Origin of the sequence: Tritonibacter litoralis (assembly GCF_009496005.1) — a bacterium.
GTDB classification, from domain to species: Bacteria; Pseudomonadota; Alphaproteobacteria; order Rhodobacterales; family Rhodobacteraceae; genus Epibacterium; species Epibacterium litoralis.
Genome location: NZ_WIBF01000001.1, coordinates 242,619 through 266,255 on the forward strand (window position 1 = coordinate 242,619; position 23,637 = coordinate 266,255).

Annotated in this window: 19 protein-coding genes and 2 tRNA genes; 8 read left to right on the top strand and 13 right to left on the bottom strand. The window is 57.4% G+C overall.

What is annotated here, in order from left to right:
* Position 1: 1 nt before the first annotated feature.
* Positions 2-655 (bottom strand): pseudouridine synthase, encoded by a 654-nt coding sequence (locus tag GFB49_RS01170; RefSeq protein WP_153213971.1) that lies wholly within the window; start codon positions 653-655, stop codon positions 2-4.
* A 222-nt stretch (positions 656-877) separates the two neighbouring features.
* Here GFB49_RS01170 and GFB49_RS01175 point away from each other — a divergent pair, with 222 nt between their 5' ends.
* The gene (locus GFB49_RS01175) at positions 878-1,462 is read left to right on the top strand and encodes an HNH endonuclease (protein ID WP_153213972.1); all 585 of its coding nucleotides are present in this window, start codon (positions 878-880) and stop codon (positions 1,460-1,462) included.
* Positions 1,463-1,699: 237 nt separating this feature from the next.
* On the opposite strand, the gene GFB49_RS01180 is transcribed toward GFB49_RS01175, so the two are convergent.
* Genes GFB49_RS01180 through rocF form a run of 3 tightly spaced genes read right to left on the bottom strand, consistent with a single transcriptional unit; the run spans position 1,700 to position 4,608 of the window.
* Positions 1,700-2,746: an ornithine cyclodeaminase gene (locus tag GFB49_RS01180; RefSeq protein ID WP_153213973.1), complete on the bottom strand. Its 1,047-nt coding sequence runs from the start codon at positions 2,744-2,746 to the stop codon at positions 1,700-1,702.
* A gap of 18 nt (positions 2,747-2,764) precedes the next feature.
* The gene (ctlX, locus tag GFB49_RS01185; RefSeq protein ID WP_153213974.1) at positions 2,765-3,688 is read right to left on the bottom strand and encodes a citrulline utilization hydrolase CtlX; all 924 of its coding nucleotides are present in this window, start codon (positions 3,686-3,688) and stop codon (positions 2,765-2,767) included.
* Entirely contained in the window at positions 3,685-4,608 is a 924-nt protein-coding gene (rocF, locus tag GFB49_RS01190) for an arginase (protein WP_153213975.1), read from the bottom strand. Before rocF ends, ctlX begins: the two co-directional genes overlap by 4 nt.
* A gap of 111 nt (positions 4,609-4,719) precedes the next feature.
* On the opposite strand from rocF, the gene GFB49_RS01195 reads away from it, so the two are divergent.
* Positions 4,720-5,145, top strand: coding sequence for an Lrp/AsnC family transcriptional regulator (locus tag GFB49_RS01195; RefSeq protein ID WP_153213976.1), 426 nt, complete (start codon positions 4,720-4,722; stop codon positions 5,143-5,145).
* A 31-nt stretch (positions 5,146-5,176) separates the two neighbouring features.
* On the opposite strand, the gene GFB49_RS01200 is transcribed toward GFB49_RS01195, so the two are convergent.
* Together GFB49_RS01200 and GFB49_RS01205 are read right to left on the bottom strand one after the other, a co-directional pair.
* On the bottom strand, positions 5,177-5,641 hold the full coding sequence (locus tag GFB49_RS01200) for a disulfide bond formation protein B (RefSeq protein ID WP_153213977.1): 465 nt from the start codon (positions 5,639-5,641) through the stop codon (positions 5,177-5,179).
* Positions 5,642-5,738: 97 nt separating this feature from the next.
* Positions 5,739-6,353: an exopolysaccharide biosynthesis protein gene (locus tag GFB49_RS01205; RefSeq protein ID WP_153213978.1), complete on the bottom strand. Its 615-nt coding sequence runs from the start codon at positions 6,351-6,353 to the stop codon at positions 5,739-5,741.
* A gap of 239 nt (positions 6,354-6,592) precedes the next feature.
* Here GFB49_RS01205 and GFB49_RS01210 point away from each other — a divergent pair.
* Positions 6,593-6,678, top strand: a tRNA-Leu gene (locus GFB49_RS01210).
* A 405-nt stretch (positions 6,679-7,083) separates the two neighbouring features.
* Here GFB49_RS01210 and gyrA read toward each other — a convergent pair.
* Positions 7,084-9,837 carry a DNA gyrase subunit A gene (gene gyrA, locus GFB49_RS01215; protein WP_343032431.1) on the bottom strand — a complete coding sequence of 918 codons (2,754 nt, stop codon included), beginning with the start codon at positions 9,835-9,837 and terminating at the stop codon, positions 7,084-7,086.
* A gap of 151 nt (positions 9,838-9,988) precedes the next feature.
* Positions 9,989-10,942, bottom strand: a complete 954-nt coding sequence (locus tag GFB49_RS01220) for a radical SAM protein (protein WP_153213979.1) — start codon at positions 10,940-10,942, stop codon at positions 9,989-9,991.
* 305 nt (positions 10,943-11,247) lie between these two features.
* Between GFB49_RS01220 and pgl the strand changes: the two genes are divergently transcribed.
* On the top strand, positions 11,248-11,910 hold the full coding sequence (gene pgl / locus GFB49_RS01225) for a 6-phosphogluconolactonase (RefSeq protein WP_153213980.1): 663 nt from the start codon (positions 11,248-11,250) through the stop codon (positions 11,908-11,910).
* Between the two features lie 16 nt (positions 11,911-11,926).
* On the top strand, positions 11,927-13,531 hold the full coding sequence (pgi, locus tag GFB49_RS01230) for a glucose-6-phosphate isomerase (protein WP_153213981.1): 1,605 nt from the start codon (positions 11,927-11,929) through the stop codon (positions 13,529-13,531).
* Here pgi and GFB49_RS01235 read toward each other — a convergent pair.
* The 4 genes from GFB49_RS01235 to GFB49_RS01250 form a co-directional block, all read right to left on the bottom strand.
* Positions 13,528-14,007 carry an acyl-CoA thioesterase gene (locus GFB49_RS01235; protein WP_153213982.1) on the bottom strand — a complete coding sequence of 160 codons (480 nt, stop codon included), beginning with the start codon at positions 14,005-14,007 and terminating at the stop codon, positions 13,528-13,530. The two genes, pgi and GFB49_RS01235, sit on opposite strands and share 4 nt — an antisense overlap.
* 127 nt (positions 14,008-14,134) lie before the next feature.
* A tRNA-Gly gene (locus tag GFB49_RS01240) sits at positions 14,135-14,208 on the bottom strand.
* 67 nt (positions 14,209-14,275) lie between these two features.
* Entirely contained in the window at positions 14,276-16,324 is a 2,049-nt protein-coding gene (locus GFB49_RS01245; RefSeq protein ID WP_153213983.1) for an ASKHA domain-containing protein, read from the bottom strand.
* Positions 16,325-16,444: 120 nt separating this feature from the next.
* Positions 16,445-17,599, bottom strand: coding sequence for a CaiB/BaiF CoA transferase family protein (locus tag GFB49_RS01250; protein ID WP_153213984.1), 1,155 nt, complete (start codon positions 17,597-17,599; stop codon positions 16,445-16,447).
* 260 nt (positions 17,600-17,859) lie between these two features.
* On the opposite strand from GFB49_RS01250, the gene guaB reads away from it, so the two are divergent.
* From guaB to GFB49_RS01265, 3 genes are all read left to right on the top strand, one after another.
* Entirely contained in the window at positions 17,860-19,308 is a 1,449-nt protein-coding gene (guaB, locus tag GFB49_RS01255) for an IMP dehydrogenase (RefSeq protein ID WP_153213985.1), read from the top strand.
* Positions 19,309-19,347: 39 nt separating this feature from the next.
* Entirely contained in the window at positions 19,348-20,514 is a 1,167-nt protein-coding gene (locus tag GFB49_RS01260; protein ID WP_153213986.1) for an RsmB/NOP family class I SAM-dependent RNA methyltransferase, read from the top strand.
* A gap of 103 nt (positions 20,515-20,617) precedes the next feature.
* Complete coding sequence (locus GFB49_RS01265; RefSeq protein ID WP_153213987.1) at positions 20,618-22,942, top strand: PAS domain-containing hybrid sensor histidine kinase/response regulator; 2,325 nt, start codon at positions 20,618-20,620, stop codon at positions 22,940-22,942.
* 7 nt (positions 22,943-22,949) lie between these two features.
* Here GFB49_RS01265 and GFB49_RS01270 read toward each other — a convergent pair whose 3' ends face one another.
* The gene (locus GFB49_RS01270; protein WP_153213988.1) at positions 22,950-23,543 is read right to left on the bottom strand and encodes a sulfotransferase family protein; all 594 of its coding nucleotides are present in this window, start codon (positions 23,541-23,543) and stop codon (positions 22,950-22,952) included.
* Positions 23,544-23,637: the final 94 nt, after the last annotated feature.

The window sequence follows — 23,637 nt, forward strand, 5'->3', positions numbered from 1 at the left end:
GTTACGATTTTGCGCCGCGCGGCCGTCTGGGTTTGCGCGGCGTTTCTGTCTTTGGTCGCCGCGGTGGTTTCATCGCGGGTTTTGGACGCCCCGGAATACGCGGAACCTCAAGGTCTTGCCAACTGCCTTGGGGTAGGTCGTCCAAATTCCATGTGCCGATGGAATAACGGATCAAGCGCAGCGTCGGGTGGTTCACGGCGGCAGTCATGCGGCGCACCTGCCGATTTTTGCCTTCGGTGATTGTCAGCTCGATCCAACTGTCGGGAACCGATTTCCGCTCCCGGATCGGTGGAACCCGCGCCCAGAGGTTTTGGGGTTCTTTTATGAGACGCGCCTTGGCCGGGCGAGTCTGGCCGTCTTTGAGCGTCACGCCGTCCCGCAACGCCTTAAGGGCCGCGTCATCGGGAACACCTTCGACCTGCACCCAATAGGTTTTGGGCAGCTTGTGTTTTGGGTCACTGATCCAGGATTGCACCCGACCGGTATCCGTCAGCAGCATCAACCCTTCGCTGTCACGATCCAACCGACCCGCCGGATAGACACCGGGGCAGTTTATATAGTCGCTCAGCGTCTTGCGCGGGCTGTCCGCATTGGCGCTGTCGGTGAACTGCGGCAACACGTCAAACGGTTTGTTAAATCGGATCAATCGGGACATGAGCACGCACATAGGCTGCAGGCTCCAGACTGGCAAGCCCGCAGGCTTGCAGCCTGTGGATAACCGTCACGCCGCTGTCACGGAATCGACGTAAACACTGCGACATATTGTGGACACTTGGGGCTTGCCTCCTGTTAACCACGATATATAGTTTGAGGTAGCTGGGGCGGGTTCCCCGCTCTGGTGCCAGTAGAGGCAGACAGGGCGAGGAAGACGTTACCAATGGACGGCGATTTCAGGACAGATTTTGTAAGAGAACCGGGCGCTTTGCGTCACCATCCGGCGTTGGTTTTGAACGCGGATTACAGACCGCTTTCTTATTATCCATTGTCCTTGTGGCCCTGGCAGGATGCGATCAAGGCGGCTTGGCTGGATCGTGTTGATATTGTTGCAGAATATGACGAAACCGTCCGCAGCCCGAGCACCGAAATTCGAATACCTTCGGTTGTTGTATTGAAAGATTTTGTCAAACCCCAAAAGCGCGTGGCCTTCACGCGCTTTAATTTATTTTTGCGGGACGGTTTTCAATGCCAATACTGCGGTGCCAAAGGGGATCTGACCTTTGACCATGTGGTGCCACGGGCGGCCGGCGGTGTCACAAGCTGGGAAAATGTGGTTGCGGCCTGTTCGCCTTGTAACCTGAAAAAGGGTTCCAAATCGCTGCATCGCGCTGGAATGTCCCTGCGCAAACCGCCACGTCGCCCAAATGCTGAAGAATTACGCAATATCGGGCGACGGTTCCCCCCAAATCACCTGCATGAAAGCTGGATGGACTTCCTCTATTGGGACACCGAGCTGGACGCGTGATCCACAGGGTGTTTGAAAGCCAAATGTTGGATTGAACGTCTGCTCGGATCTCACCAAAGCAGCAAGCTTCAGACCCATCCTCTTTCTTGGCCCAAACTGGCAGAGGCGGGGTCTTGCACAAGGAAAATGGACGTATCCCCGCCCGATGGGCGCGGAGCCTCGTCAATTTTTCTTGCGCCAGCCCCCTCGACCCTCTGCCCAATTGGAGCCAAGCGAGGACGGCTCCGAAGCAGCAGCTCAGGTTTTGGCGCGGGTCAACATGCCAAAGAGGTCGCGCGGATCATCCGGGTCAGCCAGCATATCGAGATCCTCGTAGTAACCTGTGCCATTGATATGATCGCGGATATACCGCAGCGCCGAAAAATCCTCGATCGCAAAGCCGACGCTGTCGAACAAGGTGATCTGCCGTGCGTCGCTGCGCCCTTGGGCCTGGCCGGTGACAACTTTCCAGAATTCGGTCACTGGGAAGTCCTCAGCCATTTGTTGGATCTCCCCCTCAATCCGGGTTTGCGGCGGGAATTCCACAAAGACATCTGAACGGGACAGTATACCCGCTGCCAGTTCGGTCTTACCCGGACAGTCGCCACCAATCGCATTAATATGAACCCCGGCACCCACCATATTGTCGGTCAGAATCGTGGCACATTGCTTGTCTGCAGTGCAGGTTGTCAGGATCTGCGCTCCCTGAATTGCGTCTTCGGGCGTGCTGCAGGAAACGATGTTGATCCCAAGACCCGAGAGGTTTTGCGCGCACTTACGTGTAGCGGAGGGATCATTGTCATAAAGGCGCACCGTCTTCAGACCACAGATCGCCTTCATCGCCAACGTTTGAAATTCAGACTGCGCCCCATTGCCGATCATCGCCATGGTATCCGCACCTTGGGGGGCAAGATGTTTGGCAACCATAGCTGACGTGGCCGAGGTGCGCAGGGCGGTCAGCAGGGTCATTTCGGTCAAAAGCACCGGATAACCCGTGTACACATCCGCCAGCAGGCCAAAGGCCGTCACGGTTTGCAGCCCTTCGGATGTGTTTTTCGGATGGCCATTGACGTATTTGAACCCATAGGCCTCTCCGTCTGAGGTGGGCATCAATTCGATCACGCCGACCTCGGAGTGGCTGGCCACACGTGGGGTCTTGTCAAAGCTATTCCAGCGCTTGAAGTCATCCTCGATATATGTGGCAAGCCCTTTGAGCATGTCCTCCAAGCCGATGTGGTGGATCAGCTTCATCATATTGTCGACGCTGACAAAGGGGACCAGGGCTTTTTCCGACGGGTGTGACATAGAGTTGTCCTTTGATCTTTAGACTTTACGAGGGCTGAGGTGGATCCCCGCCATCATGCAGCGGACCGAGCCGCCGGCTGTTTCAATGGTTGGAATGCGCAGGGGCAGAAGGGCGGCGCTGTCTTCGATTTGGGCCATTTGACCCTTGGACAAGGCCGCCAAAGCGGTTTCCGACAGGGCCAAAATCCGACCGTCAGAGACCGACAGTTCCAAAGCATTTCCCGCAAAGGCGTTGATCTGCGCCTCGCTGAGGTCAATAACGGTGCGCCCGGTTTCTTCCAAACGCTGCACCACTTGGTCGCGGCGAGTGGGGTCCACGATCATATCCAGGCAGATCAACGCAAAACGGGTCGCAACGCTCATCAGAACATTGGTGTGATAGACATCGCGGCCTTGGGAATCCTTGGCGTCAAAGGCCATCGGTTCAAAGTTGAAATGGGTGCAAAACCGTTCCAGCAACACAGGATCCGCCCGGTTGGATTTCGCCACATAAGCCACCCGGCCGATATGGTCCAACACCATGGCACCGGTCCCTTCAAGCCACAGATCGTCCTGTTCCATGCCCGAGTAATCAATCACATCCTGGACCCTGTAGCGCTGTTTCAACGCCTCGATCACATCCCAGCGGCGTTCCCGGCGTCGGTTTTCTGCAAACATCGGATAAACCGCGATGTGACCGCCCGCATGGGTCGAAAACCAATTGTTGGGAAACACGCTGTCAGGCGTGCCGGGGGTGTCATCGTCAAACACCAGAACGGACACGCCAGCCGAACGCAGCGTCTCAACCGTGCTGTCAAATTCGCGCAACGCTGAGTCTGCAACCGCGCCTTCGTCCAGATTCGGGCGGGTTTGAAACGCATTGTCGGCGCAGGTCTCGGGGTTTGATACAAAATGATGGGGACGGATCATAACCAGATCCGATGGAGATTGCAGGGACGTCATAGATAGCTCCGGGTGGGACGATCAAAAACACGGCGACCAAAGGCAGAGGCACAAAGGTCCACCATCAAATGCGCGGTGCGGCCGCGCTCATCCAGGAACGGGTTCAGCTCAACCAGATCCATGGACGTGATCAGCCCGCTGTCGTGGAGGATTTCACAAACCAGATGCGCCTCGCGCACCGTGGCGCCACCGGGAACGGTTGTGCCAACCGCGGGGGCAACGGCAGGGTCCAGAAAGTCCACATCCAACGAGACATGCAACATGCCGTTTTGGGCCGCGACCTGTTCGAGGAAAGCTTTCAAGGGTTTTACAACCCCGTTTTCATCAATGTCCCGCATGTCGTGGATGCGCAGCGCGGTTTTGTGGATCTGTTCCCGTTCCACTGGATCCACCGAGCGTAGACCCATCATGCAAACATTCGCAAAGGGCACCGGATAGGGCACGGGCGGGAACGGGTCAAATCCGGAAACTCCGGTAAAATAGGCCGCTGGTGTCCCATGCAAATTGCCGCTGCCCGTGGTGGTCAGCGTGTGAAAATCGCTGTGTGCATCCAACCACAGGACAAATTGCGGGCGCTTGATCTGTGCGGCATAGGCCGCAACACCGGTGACGGTTCCCATGGCCATCGCATGGTCGCCCCCCAGAAAGATCGGCACACCTTCTGACATGACCTGTTCCGCCACGTCCTGAAGGGTTCGTGTCCAGGCCACGGTTTCATTTAATGCATGCGGGTGCGCGTGGGGCAGATCCGGTGCAAACGCCGCGGGACCAAGGTTGCCAAGATCCGTGACGCGAAATCCCAAGCTCTCCAACGCAGGGCCCAGACCTGCGGTGCGCAGCGCATCTGGTCCCATCAAACAACCGTTTCGGTCTTTCCCACTGTCAATCGGCGCACCGACCAAAACACAGGTCTGCTTCATCTGTCCCAGCCTTATCAATCAACCTGGAAACAGTGTATCTTTGCAAAGGGGCTGGATTTAATCCCACAATTTGACCATAACGGAACCCAATTTACCATTGCGGGTTAGAAAATGGACAAAGTGGACGAGCGCCTGATTTCAGCTTTGCGACATGACGCGCGGGCGTCACTGTCGGATTTGGCAACACAGCTGAATCTGTCACGCACCACTGTACGCAGCCGTATCGAGCGGTTGCAAGCGCGTGGCGATATCCTTGGCTTTACGGTGGTTATGAAAGAAGACGTGTTGCGCGATCCGGTGCGCGGCTTGATGTTGATCGGGATCGAGGGGCGAGGAACCAACCGGATTGTGCGACAATTGCAAGGTCTGCCCGAGGTGCGCGCCATTCATACCACAAACGGGCGATGGGATCTGATTGTTGAGATCGGCACCGAAACGCTGGAAGATTTTGACGCCGCCCTGTCACGGGTTCGATTGATCGAAGGCATTACCACCAGCGAAACAAACCTGCTGTTGGCGACCAAGAAGGACAGTTGAGCGCGAGGGCGCTCAAGCTTTGGTTCGCGCGTTATCGCGGATGGCGGGCCGCTGCGACCCACAAAAGCGCAAGGATCACGGACACAACCGCATTCCACCCAGCCATGGAAAGGCCAAACAGCTCCCATGGGATATCATCACACCGCACCAATGGCGCGGACATGATCTGGTTCATCAGCTGATCTGGTGTCAGCCCGCCAATAGGAGAAGAGGTGCAGGTGCTGGGCCCCTCCCACCATCCTTGCTCCACACCTGCGTGATATGCGCCGACGCCAGCAGTTGCCGCAGCAGCCAACGCGCCAAGCCAGAGCAGGGCGGGCAGGGGAATAAAGAAGGCGATCACACCAATGGCTGCAGCCGCCGCATGCGGATAACGTTGCCAGATGCAAAGCTTGCACGGTGCCAACCCACCAAGGTGCTGAAACGCAAAGGCCGTCAAAAGCACGGCAGCCGATCCCAGCGCCGCCATTAGAATCAAAAACTTACGTGTCGTCAAAGGGTCCTCACAAACCTGCGCTCAATCCATGGCACCTGTGGGATCTGACCTGATGGCCACATCCGGTGCCTTTGGTCCCTGTCTGACGGAAAACGCCTTACAGGCCAATCCAATTTTTGATGAGGCTGGCCAAAGTTGCGCCGGCAAAAATAAGAGACGCAATCCAGGCCGTACCCAGAAGCGAGCCGATGATCACCAAAATCCCATCCCGTTGCAACAAACCCATGGCCACCACAACCACCGCAAACCCCGGCACCGTATTTGTGCCCGGCAAGGGGACGAGGATCGACGCGCTGAACAGCACCAGAGCCAGGCCGACGAAACGATCCAGCGGTGGGTTCGTGAGCAGCGCCAAACGCGGTTTGCTCACCCCCTCGATCCGCCGCAACCAGGGGCCTGCCCGTTGTGACAGCTTGTCCAAACCGTCCTTGGTCACGCTGCGTTCGCCCAGTTTCCCCGGCAGCCAAGGGTCGCGACGGCCCATTACAATCTGAGCAGAGATAAACATCAACGGCAACGAGACGATCTGCGGGATCCCATACAGAAAGGGGATGCAGCACGGCAGCGCCAGGATCAGCAGAAACAGACCAAAGGCCCTTTCATGCAGCTGATGCAGGATCCAACTGAGCGAGATCTGCTCGGCTGGGGCCTCTGCCACCAAATGGTCAAGCCGTTGCGAAATGGTTAAATCCACAGAGGGTTGCGCTGTCATGGGTTGGATCCTCGCACTGCTTGGGCCTGGTTACTTACCGTTCGCCTAGCAAATCATGACCCGCAGCGCCACCGCTGCAAAGCAGCAATTTCACCCTGTGCTTTAGCTGCCATGGATGCAACGGCATCGGTCGATCAGGCGCATAGATTTTTGTCACTACGTCTTTGGAAATAATCGCAAATAAGTGCACGCTTAGCTCTTGTCCTTTCCAAAAGACTTGGATAAACAGCCCAAACGCGGCCCAAGTGGCGGAATGGTAGACGCAGGGGATTCAAAATCCCCCGCTGGTGACAGCGTGCCGGTTCGAGTCCGGCCTTGGGTACCACCGCGTTTTCAAAAATAGTGAAAAATTAATCTCTGCGCCCATACGGTGTGCATAGGTTAATTTTTGACGTCCGCTTGCCGCCAGATGGGCGGAATTCTCCCAATTCTCCTACCGCCACCTCACAACAGCTCCAATGGTGATCCCCATAGCGAGTGGGTCAGTTGGGGATTCTTTATCGTGACAAATCCAAAACCTATTTCAGACAAGACGGTTTATGACGCGCAGGCGCGGTTGACGTTGCAATCTGCGGCACCGTCCAATAACGCAAAGCCAGGACCGTTCAACATCAGGGGGCCGGCCGATTTGTGCCAAATCGTATCCCCTCAGGTCGTATTTGTTTCTGAGCGTGGAAAATAAAAAAGCCGCCCTAATTGGGGCGGCTTCTTTTTATCTTGTGACAGCGTTTTAGGTCTCGCTTGGACCCTCATCCGGTTCGTCGTCCTCGTTTTGCTCGGCGATCCAAGCAACCGACACAACCTCTTCACCGGCGCCGGTGTTAAACACCCGCACACCACCGGCAGAGCGGGAGCGGAAGGAAATGCCATCCACTGGCACCCGGATCGACTGCCCTTTGGACGTGGCCAGCATGATCTGATCACCCATTTCAACCGGGAAAGAGGCAACCAATTGACCACCGCGCATGCCTTTGTCCATGGCCGTGACGCCCATGCCGCCCCGGCCACGAACCGGATAGTCATGGCTGGACGAAAGCTTGCCCGCGCCGCCTGCAGTGATGGTCAGGATCAAATTCTCAGCCGCGGACATTTCTGAATAAAGCTCGGTGGAGAAATTCGGATCCTCGACCGCATCCTCGTCAGATGTTGCATCCTCTTCGGTCAGGCCCGCCATGGCGCGCCGCATCTTGAGGTATGCAGTACGTTGTTCTGGCGTGTATTTCGAATGGCGGATCACCGACATCGACACGACCTCATCACCATCACCCAGCTTGATACCGCGCACACCAACCGAGTTGCGCGAGTTGAACACGCGGACCTCGGTTGTGGGGAAGCGAATGGCGCGACCTGTGTTGGTCACCAGCATCACGTCGTCATCTTCCGAGCAGATGCGCGCGTTGATCAGCTTGGTCTCTGCGTGCTCATCTTCGAACTTCATCGCAATCTTGCCGTTGCGCATGACATTGGTGAAATCCGACAGCCGGTTGCGGCGCACGGTCCCGGCCGATGTGGCAAAGACAATCTGCAGATCGTCCCATTCATCATCCGGGCGGTCCACTGGCATAATTGCGGCAATCGAAACACCGGTTGGGATTGGCAGAATATTCACAATCGCCTTGCCCTTGCCGGTACGGCCCGATTGCGGCAGGCGCCAGGTCTTCAGCTTGTAGACCATACCATCGGTGGTGAAGAACAACAGCTGCGTATGGGTATTGGCCACAAAGAGGGTGGTGACCACATCCTCTTCTTTGGTCTGCATCCCCGACAGTCCTTTGCCACCGCGTTTCTGCGCCCGGAAATCTGCCAGAGGTGTCCGCTTGATATAGCCGCCCGAGGTCACGGTGACGACCATATCTTCGCGTTCGATCAGGTCTTCGTCGTCCATATCACCGGACCAGTCGACAATCTCGGTCCGACGCGGCACGGCAAAGTTTTCACGAACCTCGCGCAGCTCATCCGCGATAATACCCATAATCCGCTCACGAGAAGACAGGATTTCAAGGTATTCCTTGATCTTCTTGGCCAGTTCTTCCAGCTCATCCGTGACTTCTTTGACGCCAATCTGGGTGAGACGCTGCAGGCGCAGCTCAAGGATCGCACGTGCCTGTGTTTCCGACAGATTATAGGTCCCGTCTTCGTTCATCTTGTGGGTCGGGTCGTCGATCAGCTGGATATAGCCTGCGATCTCGGCCGCGGGCCAGCGGCGCTCCATCAGCTTCAACCGGGCTTCCGCCGCATCGGCCGAGGCACGGATAGTCGCAACCACCTCATCCACATTGGAGACAGCAACCGCCAAACCACACAGGATATGACTGCGTTCGCGCGCTTTACGCAAATTATAGGCGGTGCGGCGCGCAACAACATCCTCGCGGAAATCAATAAAGGACGTCAGGAACCGGCGCAGCGTCAGCTGTTCCGGACGGCCACCGTTCAGCGCCAGCATGTTACAGCCAAAGGACGTCTGCATCGGTGAGAAACGGTACAGCTGGTTCAGAACAACCTCAGGCGTTGCGTCGCGTTTGAGCTCAACCACCACACGGACACCGTTGCGGTCAGATTCGTCCTGAACATGCGCCACGCCTTCGATCTTCTTTTCGCGGACCTGTTCAGCGATCTTCTCGATCATCGACGCTTTGTTCACCTGATAGGGGATCTCATCGACAACAATCGCATAGCGATCCTTGCGGATTTCCTCCACCCGCGTCTTGGCGCGTATGATAACGCTTCCGCGCCCTTCCAGATAGGCTTTGCGCGCACCGGAACGGCCCAGCATGGTGGCTCCGGTTGGGAAATCCGGGCCCGGAATATACTCAATCAACTGTTCGGAGGTCAGATCGGGATCGTCGATCAGTGCAAGGGTCGCATCAATCACTTCGCCCAGGTTATGGGGCGGGATATTTGTGGCCATACCCACCGCGATACCGCCGGCACCGTTGACCAGCATATTCGGGAAACGGGCAGGGAGGACGGTCGGTTCACGGTCCTTGCCGTCGTAGTTATCCTGAAAATCAACCGTCTCTTTTTCGATGTCGGCCAGCATAAAGGCGGCCGGCTTATCCATGCGCACCTCGGTATAACGCATGGCCGCCGGGTTATCCCCGTCCATCGAGCCAAAGTTGCCCTGACCATCCAAAAGCGGCAGCGACATAGAGAAGTCCTGGGCCATCCGCACCAGGGCATCATAGATCGCGCCGTCGCCATGCGGGTGATATTTACCCATCACATCGCCAACAGGGCGGGCGGACTTTCGATAGCTTTTGTCATGCGTGTTTCCGGTTTCATGCATGGCGTACAAAATACGCCGGTGCACCGGTTTTAAACCGTCACGCAGGTCGGGAATGGCCCGGCTGACAATGACCGACATCGCATAGTCGAGATAAGACGTGCTCATCTCGGACTCGATGGATACTGTCGGACCGTCGTACTGAGGGCGTTCCGGTTGGTTTTCTTCCATGTTTTCAGGAGTTTCCGGCGTATCGTTCACGTCGTGTGCCCGCTCTTTCTTTTGGGTCTATATTTTGTGTCTACACCTTAGCAGACAGGGCACATCCTGCGCAAGCACGCGGATCACGTGGCGGTGAGCCAGAAGGATCCCACCGCGCCGAACATGCAAAAAACCGAGAAATGTGCCAGGTTTACCCAGAGCAGCTGGCCCCACCCAGAACGCAGAATTTGGCGCAATGGGGGTGGTTTAAGTAGACGTCCTGTTCGGCCTCTTCCAAGGTCTCACCCAGCTCAAACTCATCTTCATAGGGCAGGAGTGTACAGGCGAGAACAGTAGGGGCTTTGGCCCCTTTGCGTTTGACCACCATGCGCGACGACGAACACATGATCGCATCGGGGGATTTATTCAGGATCCCCCAGCATTCGGAGGAGATTTCCGGCACTTCGACATTCACATCCATTTCTGGGAACAGAACTGTTTCGGCCGGGTTGTTTGGATCAATGTCAAAGCCGTGCTCAGCAAACAGCGCAGCAAATCCCGCCCGCGCTTCGGCATCGCTTTCCTCCCACAGGGCGCGACCAGCAACGGCCATTTTGAAACCGTTGTCCCGCAGCCATGTCATGCCGGCGATCGAGAGATCAAAACTGCCTTTGCCGCGCACCTGATCATGCAGTTTCGAGCTGTGGTGGTCGAGCGAGATGCGGAAATTCAGCTTGTCCCCAAATTCACGGCCAAGTTCCAGCAGACCGTCCTGAACCCGCTTGCGCATCATGGGGCGCATCGCGTTGGTGAGGATCAGAACCTCGAACCCGCGTTCCAGACAGGCACGGGTCATATCCACCATCTGCGGATTCATAAAGGGTTCGCCGCCGGTAAAGCCGATTTCCTTGACCGGCCATTTGCGTGCCTCGATCTGGTCCAGGTAGCTGCGGATATCATCAACAGTCAGATAAACCAGCGCGTCATTCTTGGGAGAGCTGAGGATATAGCAGTTCTCACACTCAATGTTGCACAGGGTGCCGGTGTTGAACCACAGGCTGTCTGGATCGGTCAGGGACACTTTAGCGCGTGCGGCCCCTTTGGCTGTTACAAGCCTGTCTTGGAACTTGCCTACGTTGGCAACAGGTGTGGACAGGTCTTTCATTTGCACAGCTCCTAAGCGTTTACTGAGCGGTTTGGGTTGTCGCTAAGCTATGCGCAGGAAACCGCTTTTGAAACCATTGTCCGGGGGTTTAACAGGGATGTGATCGATGCAACAACGAACCCCAATGGCCTGCGTGAAATACGGGATTGATCCGATATGGTAATTTTAATTAGCGAAAGAAATCTTGAAGAAGCGGTAAATGAGGACTGTTAGCGATATCATTTTCAGAATTGTTAGAGTAGAAACCCGATGAAATCGCGAAAACCCCATCACCAAAGGGGCGTGGACCAAAGGGAGAGACCTTGATGCACAAAACCGATTACGCGAACCGGGACGAAGCGGCCAAAGGGATCGCAGCGGCAATGGAAGCGGATCTGAAAACCCTTCTTGGCAGCCAAGATCAGGTTACGGTTGCCGTCGCGGGCGGGACAACACCCGCGCCCATCTTTGACATTCTGGCACAGGCGGATCTGGATTGGGATCGTGTTACGATCATGGCCAGTGATGAACGTTGGGTGCCCGAAACCCATGACCGCTCCAATGCTCAGATGATCCGCGCCCGTCTTTTGACCGGTCCAGCGGCAAAGGCGCGCTTTTTACCCTTTCATCAGGATGATCTGACCCCCGATGAGGGGGCCGCGGCCCTGTGTAAAACCGTGTCCTCTGTGGATATGATCCTGCTGGGCATGGGCACGGACATGCATACGGCCTCTCTGTTTCCCGATGCTGTGGGGATTGACGCGGGCCTTGCGCCGGATGCGCCAAGTTTTGTTGTCATGCATCCCCCCAGCCAACCCGAAGCCCGGATCAGCCTGTCGGCGCGTGTCCTGAATGCCGCAGCGTGTAAACACCTTGCGATTTATGGCCAAGACAAAGCCGAAGCGCTGGCCAAAGCCCAGACCTGTGATGCAAAAGAAGCCCCGATCGCCGCAGTCCTGACGGATATGACCGTGCATTGGGCGCCCTGAAGTTTGGAGTATGATGATGTTTAAAGATTTAAAAACCCAACATGACGCCCTTGGCGCGCGTCGTATTTTAGACCTGTTTGACGCCAACCCAAATCGCGCCACCGAATGTTCGGTCACGTTTGGGGATCTGGTCTTTGACTATTCAAAAACCCAAATCGATGCGGATATCCAAAATTCTCTTCTGGCGCTGACAGATGAACAAGGGCTTGCCGACTACGCACAAGCCATGTTCAGCGGGCAAAAAATCAACGACACCGAAGGACGGGCCGTGTTGCACACCGCTCTGCGTAATCCGGACGGCCCACCATTGGAAGTTGACGGCGAAGACATCCGTCCAGGCGTGCGCAATACACTGGCGCGCATGCGCGAGATGGCGACGGCGGTGCGTGACGGCAGCTTTGCCGGGACCGGTGGCGCCTTTACCGATGTGGTCAATATCGGCATCGGCGGATCTGATCTGGGCCCTGCGATGGCAACCCTGGCGTTGGCCCCCTATCACGATGGCCCGCGCTGCCATTTTGTGTCGAATGTGGACGGCGCCCATATCCACGATGTGCTGAAAGACCTGGAACCAAAGACGACCTTGATTGTGGTGGCTTCCAAAACCTTCACCACGATTGAGACCATGACCAACGCCAAGACCGCACGCGATTGGATCGTTGCAGGGGGTGGTGATGGAGCCGGTCAATTCCTGGCCCTGTCGACCGCGATGGATAAAACCGCCGATTTCGGCATTCCGGCCGAACGTGTGTTCGGGTTTGAGGATTGGGTCGGCGGGCGATATTCCATGTGGGGGCCCATTGGTCTCAGCCTGATGTTGGCGGTGGGACCTGATAACTTTGACGCCTTCTTGGCGGGTGGCAAGGCGATGGATGACCATTTCCTGTCCGCAGAAGGGGCCGACAATATGCCGGTGATGCTGGCCTTGGTGGGGCTGTGGCACCACCAGATCTGTGGCCATCCAACCCGTGCGGTCTTGCCCTATGATCAACGCCTGTCACGTCTGGCGGCCTATTTCCAACAGTTGGAAATGGAATCCAACGGCAAATCCGTCGCCATGGATGGCAGCAGCGTTGACTACGTCACTGGCCCCGTTGTCTGGGGTGAACCGGGCACCAATGGCCAGCACGCGTTTTACCAGCTGATCCACCAAGGCACGGGCGTTGTCCCTTGCGAATTTATGGTGGCGGCTCAAAGCCATGAGCCGGAACTGCGCCACCATCACGAACTGCTGGTGTCCAACTGCCTCGCCCAATCTGAGGCGCTGATGCGGGGGCGCTCGCTGGAAGAGGCGCGCGCGCTGATGGCGGCCAAAGGGATGGAAGGCGACGAGTTGGAGCGCCAGGCGCGCCATCGTGTCTTTGTCGGCAACCGGCCCTCAACAACTTTGATCTACCCCAAGCTGACGCCCTTTGTTCTGGGCCAGATTATCGCGCTTTATGAACATCGGGTCTTTGTCGAAGGGGTAATCCTGGGCATCAACTCCTATGATCAATGGGGTGTTGAACTGGGCAAAGAGCTGGCAAAATCACTGGAGCCCATGGTCAGAGGCGACGCCGTCACGGATGGTAAAGACGGCTCAACCGCGGCCTTGATCGCCTATGTACGGGCGCGCGCTTAACTGTCGCGCAGGGCCCCTTCGGTTTTGGTCCAAAAAGAAATCAGGCTCTCCGGCACCGGGTAGCCTTCACGCCCGTCAGGGGTGCGCAAGACCATGACCCCTTCCATCCGGCAGCGCAGCGTGCCACCTGACCAGATCTGCTGCTCCATCACATAAGACGTGCGGCGGAACCGGAGAACCTGTGATGTGGCGATATAGGCCTCTCCCAGCAGCATTTCCTGCACGTAATGCACATTGGCATTGCGCAGCACATTGCGCGGACGCGGCTGACCTTCGAAATGCGGCAGGCAAAACTGGTTGAAATAGGCCACGCGTGAAACCTCGAACCAGTCCAGATAGGCCTTGTTGTTGACATGCTGGAGGATATCCAGCTCAGAAAACCGCACGCGGTCCGCCATCGCCAGAGTTTGCGGTGTCTCAAGCCCGTGGGCGGTTTGTTCATCCGCGCTGAGCGGTGTGTGAAAACGAAGATCCATGGCGGCACCTTAATGCAGGCATCAGATGCGGACCAAGTACGCATGTTAAGTGACGTTGCGACATCGCAAAACAACCTGCGACATGGCGGATCGCATGTCACTTTCTGTGCAGAAATTGGGGAAGATTTGGAGCGGGTAACGGGAATCGAACCCGTAACTAAAGCTTGGGAAGCTGCCGTGATACCTTTTCACCATACCCGCGCTCCGGGAGGTCAGGATTAGGCCCCAGCGCCAAAATGGTCAAGAGGCGCGGGGGCTGATTTTTGATTTATCCGCGACGCCGACGCCGACGACGCCCGGACCCTTCGGTCGCATCCCCACCGCCGCTGTTAAAGGACACATCCGGCAGATCGACCAAAGAGTTCAGGATTGGAAAAGGATCCACCGCATTGGGCATGGCAGAGGCGTTCACAAAATGCTCCTGGAAGCGCGCTTCTACGGCGGTTTCGATCTTTTCGATCTGGCGCACGGTCTCTTCGATCTCAGAGCGGGCATCGGTGTTCAGCAGAGCAATCCGCGCGCCTGTGCCTGCGGCGTTCCCGGCAGACGTGACTTTTTCCAGCGTGCAATCGGGGATCATCCCCAGAACCATCGCGTGTTTGGCTGAGATATGCGCGCCAAAGGCACCGGCCAACACGACACGGTCCACCTTGTCCACCTCCAGCTTGTCCATCAACAGACGTGCACCGGAATACAATGCGGCCTTGGCCATCTGGATTGCTCGCACATCGCCATTTGTCACTGTGATCACCGGCTCCCCATTGGCCGATCCATCCCACAGCACATAGGAATGCGTGCGCCCGTCCTGAATACAGCGTGTCGTCCCGGTCTGTTCGGCAGATCCGATCAGGCCAGAGGCATCAAGCAGCCCGGCCATTCGCATCTCGGCCAGAGCTTCGATAATGCCGGACCCACAAATGCCGGTGATGCCGGTGGTGGCAATCGACAGGTCAAAGCCTTCTTCATCGGACCACAGGTCCGAGCCGATCACCTGGAAGCGGGGTTCTTTGGTCTCGGGGTTGATCTCCACACGTTCAATCGCACCAGGCGCGGCACGCTGTCCGCTGGAAATCTGCGCCCCTTCAAAGGCCGGGCCGGTGGGTGAGGAACAGGCCAGCACCTTGTCCTTGTTGCCCAAGAGGATTTCGGCATTGGTGCCGACGTCCACAACCAAAACCAGATCTTCGGATTTGTCGGGGGCTTCGGACAGGGCAACGGCTGCGGCATCCGCCCCCACATGGCCTGCGATACAGGGCAATAGATACACACGGGCAGCTGGGTGGATGTTCAGATCCAGCTCCACCGCCCGCAACGACATGGCGTTAGAGGTTGCAAGTGCAAATGGCGCCTGACCCAGCTCAAATGGGTCAATGCCAAGGAACAGGTGGTGCATGACCGGGTTACAGACAAAGACCGCATCCACAATCAGCGCTTTGTCGATCTCGGCCTCAGTGGCGATCTGAGTGAACAGCGCATTCATGCCTTCGCGCACGGCCGCTGTCATTTCCTGATCGCCGCCACTGTTCATCATCGCATAGGACACCCGGCTCATCAGATCCTCACCAAAGCGGATCTGGGGATTCATCACCCCAGAGGAGGCGACAACCTCTCCGGTTTTCAGATCACACAGATGCGCCGCGATGGTGGTTGAGCCCAAGTCAACGGCCAGGCCATAGACGGTGCCGTCATAATACCCAGGCCAGATGTGCATGATCTTGGGCGGGTGGGTGTCATCGCCAAGGTGCACCGCAACGGTGACTTTCCAATCCCCTTTGCGCAACACAGGCTGGAGCTGTTGCAGGATATGCAGGTCGGTTTTGACCCCTTTGATCTGCCACTGTTCTTCCAGCGCGGTGATCAGCCGCTCCATGTCCCCCGAAGGTTTGTGCATGTCGGGCTGTTCCACCTCTACATAAAACAGGCGGGTGGAGGGGTTCATGGTGATGTCGCGCGCTTCGGCGCGTTTGCGCACCACTTGTTTGTGGACCTGGCTTTCGGGGGGGACGTCAATGACCACATCGCCCTGAACCGTAGCCTGACAGCCCAGACGCCGCCCATCAATCAGTCCGCGCTTGTCTTTGTAGCGTTGTTCAACCGCGTTCCACGCGCTCAGCGCGTCCTCGGACACTGTGACGCCGTGTTTGGCAAACTCACCATAGGACGGTGTGATCTGGCATTTGGAACAAATCCCGCGCCCACCGCAGACCGAGTCCAGATCCACGCCCAATTGGCGCGCGGCTGTCAGAATGGGGGTGCCAACCGGAAAACGGCCGCGTTTGCCGGTTGGGGTAAACACAACAAGAGCATCGGTGGTCATAAACTGAACCTTTTTTCTTCGCACGTCGCTGGAACATATCCCTTTTGCCGCAAAGGGAAAGGGGCCGCCACGCGAATTGCGACATCTAAAGGTTCAGTTCACCGCCAAATGGACGTCCCGCTAAGTAGAGCGCTCCTCAAGCCAGCGTAGAATTGCCTCGCGATCCCCATCCAGCTTTGGCGCAGGCGAACGGGTGGTCGGATCCGCCATCCCCGACAGTTTGATCGGATTGCCCGCCGCCACATAAGCAGGCGCGCCTGCCTTATCCAGCACTGACACGACCATATTGCGGGCCAACATCTGCGGATCCTCCATCGCTTGGACCACATTCTGGATCGGACCGGTGGGAATGCCGGCGGCTTCCAGCTTGTTCACCCAAAAATCAACGGGGCGATCGATGGTCACCGCTTCGATCAGCCGCTTGAGCAGCCGCGCATTCTCGCAACGCGCCATATTGGTGGCAAAACGGGGATCACCGGCAAGCGGCAGCTCCAAAGTTTCGCACAGGCGCGTAAACAGCACATCATTGCCGGCCGCAATCACAAACAGGCCGTCTTCAGCATGGAAGGTTTCAAACGGGGTAATGGACGGGTGACGGGCTCCGTTTGGCCGCGGCGCTTCGCCAGTGGTGGAGGCAATCGCCACCGCATGTTCCAACAGGGCCAATTGGCTGTCGAGCATGGCCACATCCACCTTTTGCCCAGGTGCACCGGATTTAACCGACAACAGGGCCGCAAGGATCCCATGGGCCAGGAACATGCCCGCAGCAATATCCCCGATCGAGGCCCCAACACGAACAGGTTCACGGTCGCGTTCGCCGGTGATCGACATCACGCCGCCACGGGCCTGCACCACCATATCATAGGCGGGTTTCAGGGAATCCGGTCCAGAATGGCCAAAGCCCGAGACCGCGCCATATATCAGCTTGGGGTGGCGCGCATGCAGATCGTCCCAGCCATACCCCAAGCGCTCCATCACACCGGGGCGGTAGTTTTCCAAGATCACGTCAGACTGGGCCAGCAGCTGATCAAAGATCTCACGGTCCTCAGCCTTCTTCAAATCCAGCGCAATGCTTTCCTTACCGTGGTTGATGGCGGCAAAATAGGCGCTAAACCCATCCTTGAACGGGGGGAAGGCGCGGGTGTCATCACCAATTTCGGGGCGCTCGACCTTGATCACCTTGGCTCCGAGGTCAGAGAGGATCATCGAGGTATAGGGGCCCGCCAAAACATGGGTCAGATCGAGAACGACATATCCTTCAAGCGGTTGGGACATGGTGTTTTCCTTTGAGGTTTTCACAAGGTTCAATACGCGCAAGCCAGGCTTGCGCACGGGGGAGGTGGGGATGTGATGTCTTGCTTTGATACCGTGTTCCTTGTTCCAGATCATTTCAATCGGCATTTTGTTAGCGCAATCCCATGATTTGGACTTATCCGGTTGATGAACTGTCGTTTTGAGCAAAATCAGGGCTTTCCACTTTGACCAAACCGTGCCATAGGGTCACCGCCAAACGGGGTTATGCATGGGGTTGATAAATGCAGATTCGTGAGGCTCTTACTTTTGATGATGTTCTGTTGGTGCCTGGCGCATCCAACGTGCTGCCAAGCACGGCGGACACACGCACGCGGGTGACCCGCGAGATTGCGCTGAACATCCCGCTTCTCAGCTCGGCAATGGACACGGTGACCGAAGCGCGCATGGCCATTGCCATGGCACAGGCCGGCGGTATGGGCGTTATTCACAAGAACCTGGATGTCGAAGAACAATCGCGCCAAGTCCGCCGCGTCAAACGCTTTGTCTCGGGCATCGTCTATAACCCCATCACCCTGACAGCGGACCAGACACTTGCAGACGCGAAGGTCTTGCAGGAACGCTATCGTGTGACAGGTTTCCCGGTTGTTGATGCCGAAGGCCATCTGTTGGGGATCGTCACCAACCGCGACATGCGTTTTGCAACCGATGACAATACGCCTGTGTCGGTCATGATGACCTCGGACAACCTGGCCATGCTGCAAGAGCCCGCAGATCTGGACGAGGCGAAATCGCTGATGAAATCCCGCCGGATCGAAAAGCTGTTGGTTGTGGATGGTGACAAGAAACTCACGGGTCTGTTGACCCTGAAGGACAGCGAACAAGCGGTTTTGAACCCCACCGCCTGCAAGGACGATCTGGGCCGCCTGCGCGTTGCCGGCGCTTCCTCTGTTGGCGACAGCGGTTTCGAACGCTCCATGGCGCTCATTGATGCGGGCGTGGATGTGGTTGTTGTCGACACCGCCCATGGCCACTCACAAGGTGTGATCGACGCGGTCAAGCGGATCAAGGCAGAGGTCGGCAATATCCAGGTCATCGCAGGCAATGTTGCCACCGCCGAAGCCACCAAAGCGCTGATCGATGCGGGCGCGGATGCTGTAAAGGTCGGCATCGGCCCGGGTTCCATCTGTACCACACGTATGGTTGCAGGTGTTGGCGTTCCGCAGCTGACCGCGATCAATGATTGCGCCACCGCAGCCGGTGACGTTCCTGTCATTGCCGATGGTGGCATCAAATTCTCGGGCGATTTTGCCAAGGCAATTGCGGCAGGGGCCTCTTGTGCCATGGTCGGCTCGATGATTGCGGGCACCGATGAAAGCCCGGGCGAGGTTATTCTGTATCAGGGCCGGTCGTTCAAATCCTATCGCGGCATGGGCTCTCTTGGCGCGATGGCGCGCGGGTCTGCGGATCGATATTTCCAGAAAGACGCCGCCAGCGACAAGCTGGTTCCTGAGGGCATCGAAGGTCAGGTTCCTTACAAAGGCACCGCATCCACCGTTCTGCACCAATTGGTTGGCGGTCTGCGCGCAGCGATGGGTTATACTGGCTGTGCCACCGTGGATGAGATGCGCAAGAACTGCAATTTTGTACGCATCACCGGCGCGGGTCTCAAAGAAAGCCACGTCCATGACGTGCAAATCACCCGCGAAGCCCCGAACTATCGGGTCGGCTAAGGAGACCAAGATGGCCGCCTATTCTAGTGAGGCCGGGGCATGACCCCCGGTGCCCGCCTACAGGCGGCCATTGAAGTTCTGGATCAGATCTCGGCAGGCACGCCCGCAGAAAAAGCGCTGACGGGTTGGGCGCGGCGCAGCCGGTTTGCCGGATCCAAGGATCGCGCGGCCGTGCGCGATCACGTCTTTGACGCGCTGCGCTGTTGGCGGTCCCATGCGGCACTGGGCGGCGGAACCAGTGGCCGCGCCCGTATCCTGGGTGGACTGCGTGATCAGGGCGTCGCGCCAGAAACACTGTTTAATGGTGTTGGGCATGCGCCAGCTGCGCTGACAGAGGCAGAACAGACCCCACCACAGGCTGAGATGTCCGAAGCCGAGCGGCTGGATATTCCGGATTGGCTGTGGGATGCGTTTTCCCAAAGCTTGGGGCCCGATAGCGAAGCCGCGGCATTGGCCTTGCGCCAACGTGCGCCCGTTCATCTGCGCGTGAATCTGGCCCGCACAACGCGGGAAGCAGCGCAGGCCGCGCTGGCAGAGCAGGGGATCCAGACACATCCGCATCCAGCCGCCACCACCGCATTGGAGGTCACCGAAGGCGCGCGCAAGATCCGCAATTGCGACGCCTTCCAATCCGGCCTGGTCGAGCTGCAAGACGCCGCAAGCCAAGCCGTGGTGGAATTGTTGCCGCTGCAAGACGGTCAGAGCGTTCTGGATTACTGCGCAGGCGGCGGCGGCAAAACGTTAGCGATGGCTGCGCTGGCCGATGTGTCCCTGGTAGCGCATGATGCAAATTACGCGCGGATGACCGACCTGCCTGCGCGCGCAGAACGGGCCGGGGCCAAGGTCGCGCTGTCCAATAGCCATGATCTTCAACAACACGGCCCCTTTGATCTGGTGCTGTGTGATGTGCCATGTTCCGGTTCCGGCAGCTGGCGGCGTGCGCCCGACGGCAAATGGTCCTTGACCCAAGAGCGCCTGGACAGCATCCAGACCACCCAGTCCCGCATTCTGGATCAGGCATCCCAGCTGGTCGCCCAAGGCGGCACGCTGGCCTATGCAACCTGTTCCATGCTGGAGGCCGAAAACATGGTGCAGGTCAACCGCTTCCTTGCGCGCACGCCCGGTTGGACATTGCAGGAGATGAAATCCTGGAAAGTGCACGAGGGCCACGACGGGTTTTTTGTTGCCGTGTTGACGCACGCATAAGCCGATTGGTAGGGTGCCTTTTGTGCTTGGCGCGCGTTAACTGAACCTTAACTCTAAATATCCATTGATCAAGCATAGTTAAGAGAACCTATACGGAGCCCCGATGGTTGGCCGTCCTAATACCTATGTGCCCCAATTAAAGGTGTTCCAAACGGAGAACACGCGCTTAATTGTCTCTGCCGTTTTGTCGGCGCTGTTGGTTGTTGCTCCGGCCCTGCTGGAACTGCCCAATTGGGTCGGGCGCGGTCTGGTGGCCGTGGGCCTGACGCTGACCTTGGTCACTGGGTTTGTCCTGTTACAAACGCAACTTCGTCTTCGCGCGCGCAATGTTGCCAGCACCCTGCTGACCGGCTTCATCGAACAAGACAGCGTGCCCTGTTTTGTGACCGACGAAGACGGGATGATCCACGCCTGCAACCCGGCGGCGGTCCAGGCCTATCATGGGGTTGAAAAAGACACGCTGGGTGGCAACCTGCGCGCCGTTCTCGCCAATCCATCGGCGGTGTTGTACCGGCTGAAATGCCGCGCCAAGAAAGAAGGCGCTGCACGTGAGGACATCGCGACTCGTCGTGGTCAACTGCGTCTGGCCGTCCACAAGATGGCTGGAGAAAGCTATTTGTGGCGCGTGGAGAATATCGCAGATCGCACCTCTCAAAACGGGCGCAGCCGTGAGGCGGCACCTTTTCCGATGTTAACCGTGGGCCGCACCGGCTCAGTTCTGTTTATGAACGAGGCCGCGCGGTCGTTTTTTGGCGAACGGGTGCGCGCCTTGGACGCGATCCTGACCAACGACGATATGGCGCCCGGACAGATCCAGACCATCGCCACCAAATCCGGTCTGAAACAGGTTCTGGTCCAAGAACACGAACGCAGCCAAGGGCGGCGAGAGCTTTACTTTATTGAGGCCGAAGACAGCACCTCCCCTGGCGGAAAGACCGATTTCGAGACGCTGCCGGTGCCTTTCCTCAAGGTTGCGCCCAATGGTGACGTGCTGTTTGCCAACCGAATGGCGCTGTCGTTGCTTGGGCTCAAATCCTGTGATGGCCAAAAACTGGGGCAGGTGATGGAAGGTCTTGGCCGACCGATGGCGGATTGGCTGACGGACACCGTCAAAGGCATGGCCCCCAATAAATCCGAGTTCCTGCGTATTTCGCGCCGGGATCGCGAAACCTTTGTTCAGGTCACTCTGACACGGGTGCTGGAAGAGGGTGAGCCGGTTCTGATTGCGGTCTTGAACGACGCAACCGAGCTAAAAACGCTTGAAGCTCAGTTTGTTCAAAGCCAGAAGATGCAGGCGATTGGCCAGCTGGCCGGCGGCGTGGCCCATGACTTTAACAACCTGTTGACGGCTATATCTGGCCATTGTGACCTGCTGCTGCTGCGCCACGACCAAGGAGAACAGGATTACGGCGATCTGATCCAGATCCATGAAAATGCCAATCGCGCGGCTGCTTTGGTAAGCCAGCTGCTGGCGTTTTCGCGCAAGCAAACGCTGCAGCCCGAAATTCTGGATGTGCGCGATACGCTGTCGGACCTAACGCATCTGTTGAACAGGCTGGTTGGCGAAAAAGTCACGCTGACGCTCAGCCATGATCCGATCATGAAATCCATCTGGGCCGATAAACGCCAGCTGGAACAGGTGCTGATGAACCTTGTGGTGAACGCCCGCGATGCCATGCCCCAAGGCGGTGAGATCCGGATCGAAACCGAAGTCATCCATCTGGACAAAAACCTACAACGCAACCGTGCCACGGTTCCGGCGGGCGAATGGGTGACCATCCGTGTGGCAGACGAAGGTATTGGGATCGACGCCGACCGCCTGGAAAAAGTGTTTGAGCCGTTTTACACCACCAAACGCACCGGCGAAGGCACTGGGCTGGGTCTGTCGACCGCTTACGGGATTATCAAACAGACCGGTGGCTTTATCTTTGTTGATTCCGTCAAAGGGCAGGGCACGCAATTCACCCTGTACTTCCCAGTTCACCGTCAGGACGCAACCGTTGATGCCGAGCCGGTGGAGAAAGCCGCAGAAAAAGCCGCGCCGTCCCACGGCGAGGGGGTGGTCCTGCTGGTCGAGGATGAGGCTCCCGTGCGCGCTTTTGCCTCCCGCGCGCTGCGCATGCGTGGCTACACGGTGCTGGAAGCGGACTCTGCCGAGGAGGCGCTGCATATCCTTGAAGATGACAGCCTGATGGTCGATGTCTTTGTCACGGACGTGGTGATGCCCGGAATGGATGGCCCAAGCTGGGTCCGTCAAGCTCTGGTCACCCGTCCTGAAACGCGGGTGGTCTTTGTTTCGGGCTATGCCGAAGGGGCATTTGACGATTCCGAACCGGAAGTGCCAAACTCAGTCTTCCTCCCGAAACCTTTCTCGCTCAACCAATTGACCGAGACAGTACACCAGCAAATGGAACCGGTTGAGGCGTGATCAGGCCTCAACCTATCCCATCATACAGCGCAAATTCTTCTGGCTTCTTGCGCCGGAACATCTGTTCAACCTCCGGCGAAAGCTGCACGTCCAGTGTCGGGCTGACATTGGAGCGCCGGGTGTCGATCTGGACCCCCAAACGGCCCGTGAGGAATGCATCCAGTTTTTCTAGCTGGTCATAGCGGAACAGATGCGAAACCTTGCAACCGTTGGTCTGCGGTTCCAGAAATTTTGCCTGGCTTCCCACATTGGCATGGGCAGGCTGCGCGCCCCGGCAATAATCGCGCACAAATTCATCAAAGCTGACCCCCTTGGTCGAAGTCGCTTTGCCATCCAGAAACGGGCGCTGACGGTATTTATACCAGCTTCCAAGCCAGCTGACCGGCTCGCGTACCACGGCCAAAAGTTCGGGTTCTGCATTGCAGATCTTGGCAAACATCGGGCGGAACCAGCGATTATATCTGAACACCGGTGAATGTTTCAGCTCGGGCGGGTTGGCCACAACCATATCCGCATGCGGGGCAAGAGCCTCCATATAGGCTGTTGTTCCGGTCTTGGGCACCGACAGAAAAACGAGGTTTTCCTTTAAAAAGACAAGCATTTCGTAAAGGTTCCAGTAAATCCTATGGCCAAAACTGGGCCATAAACCACTCTTTAACATTCCGGCCGCTGAGTGGGTATCAGAAGTTTTCGCT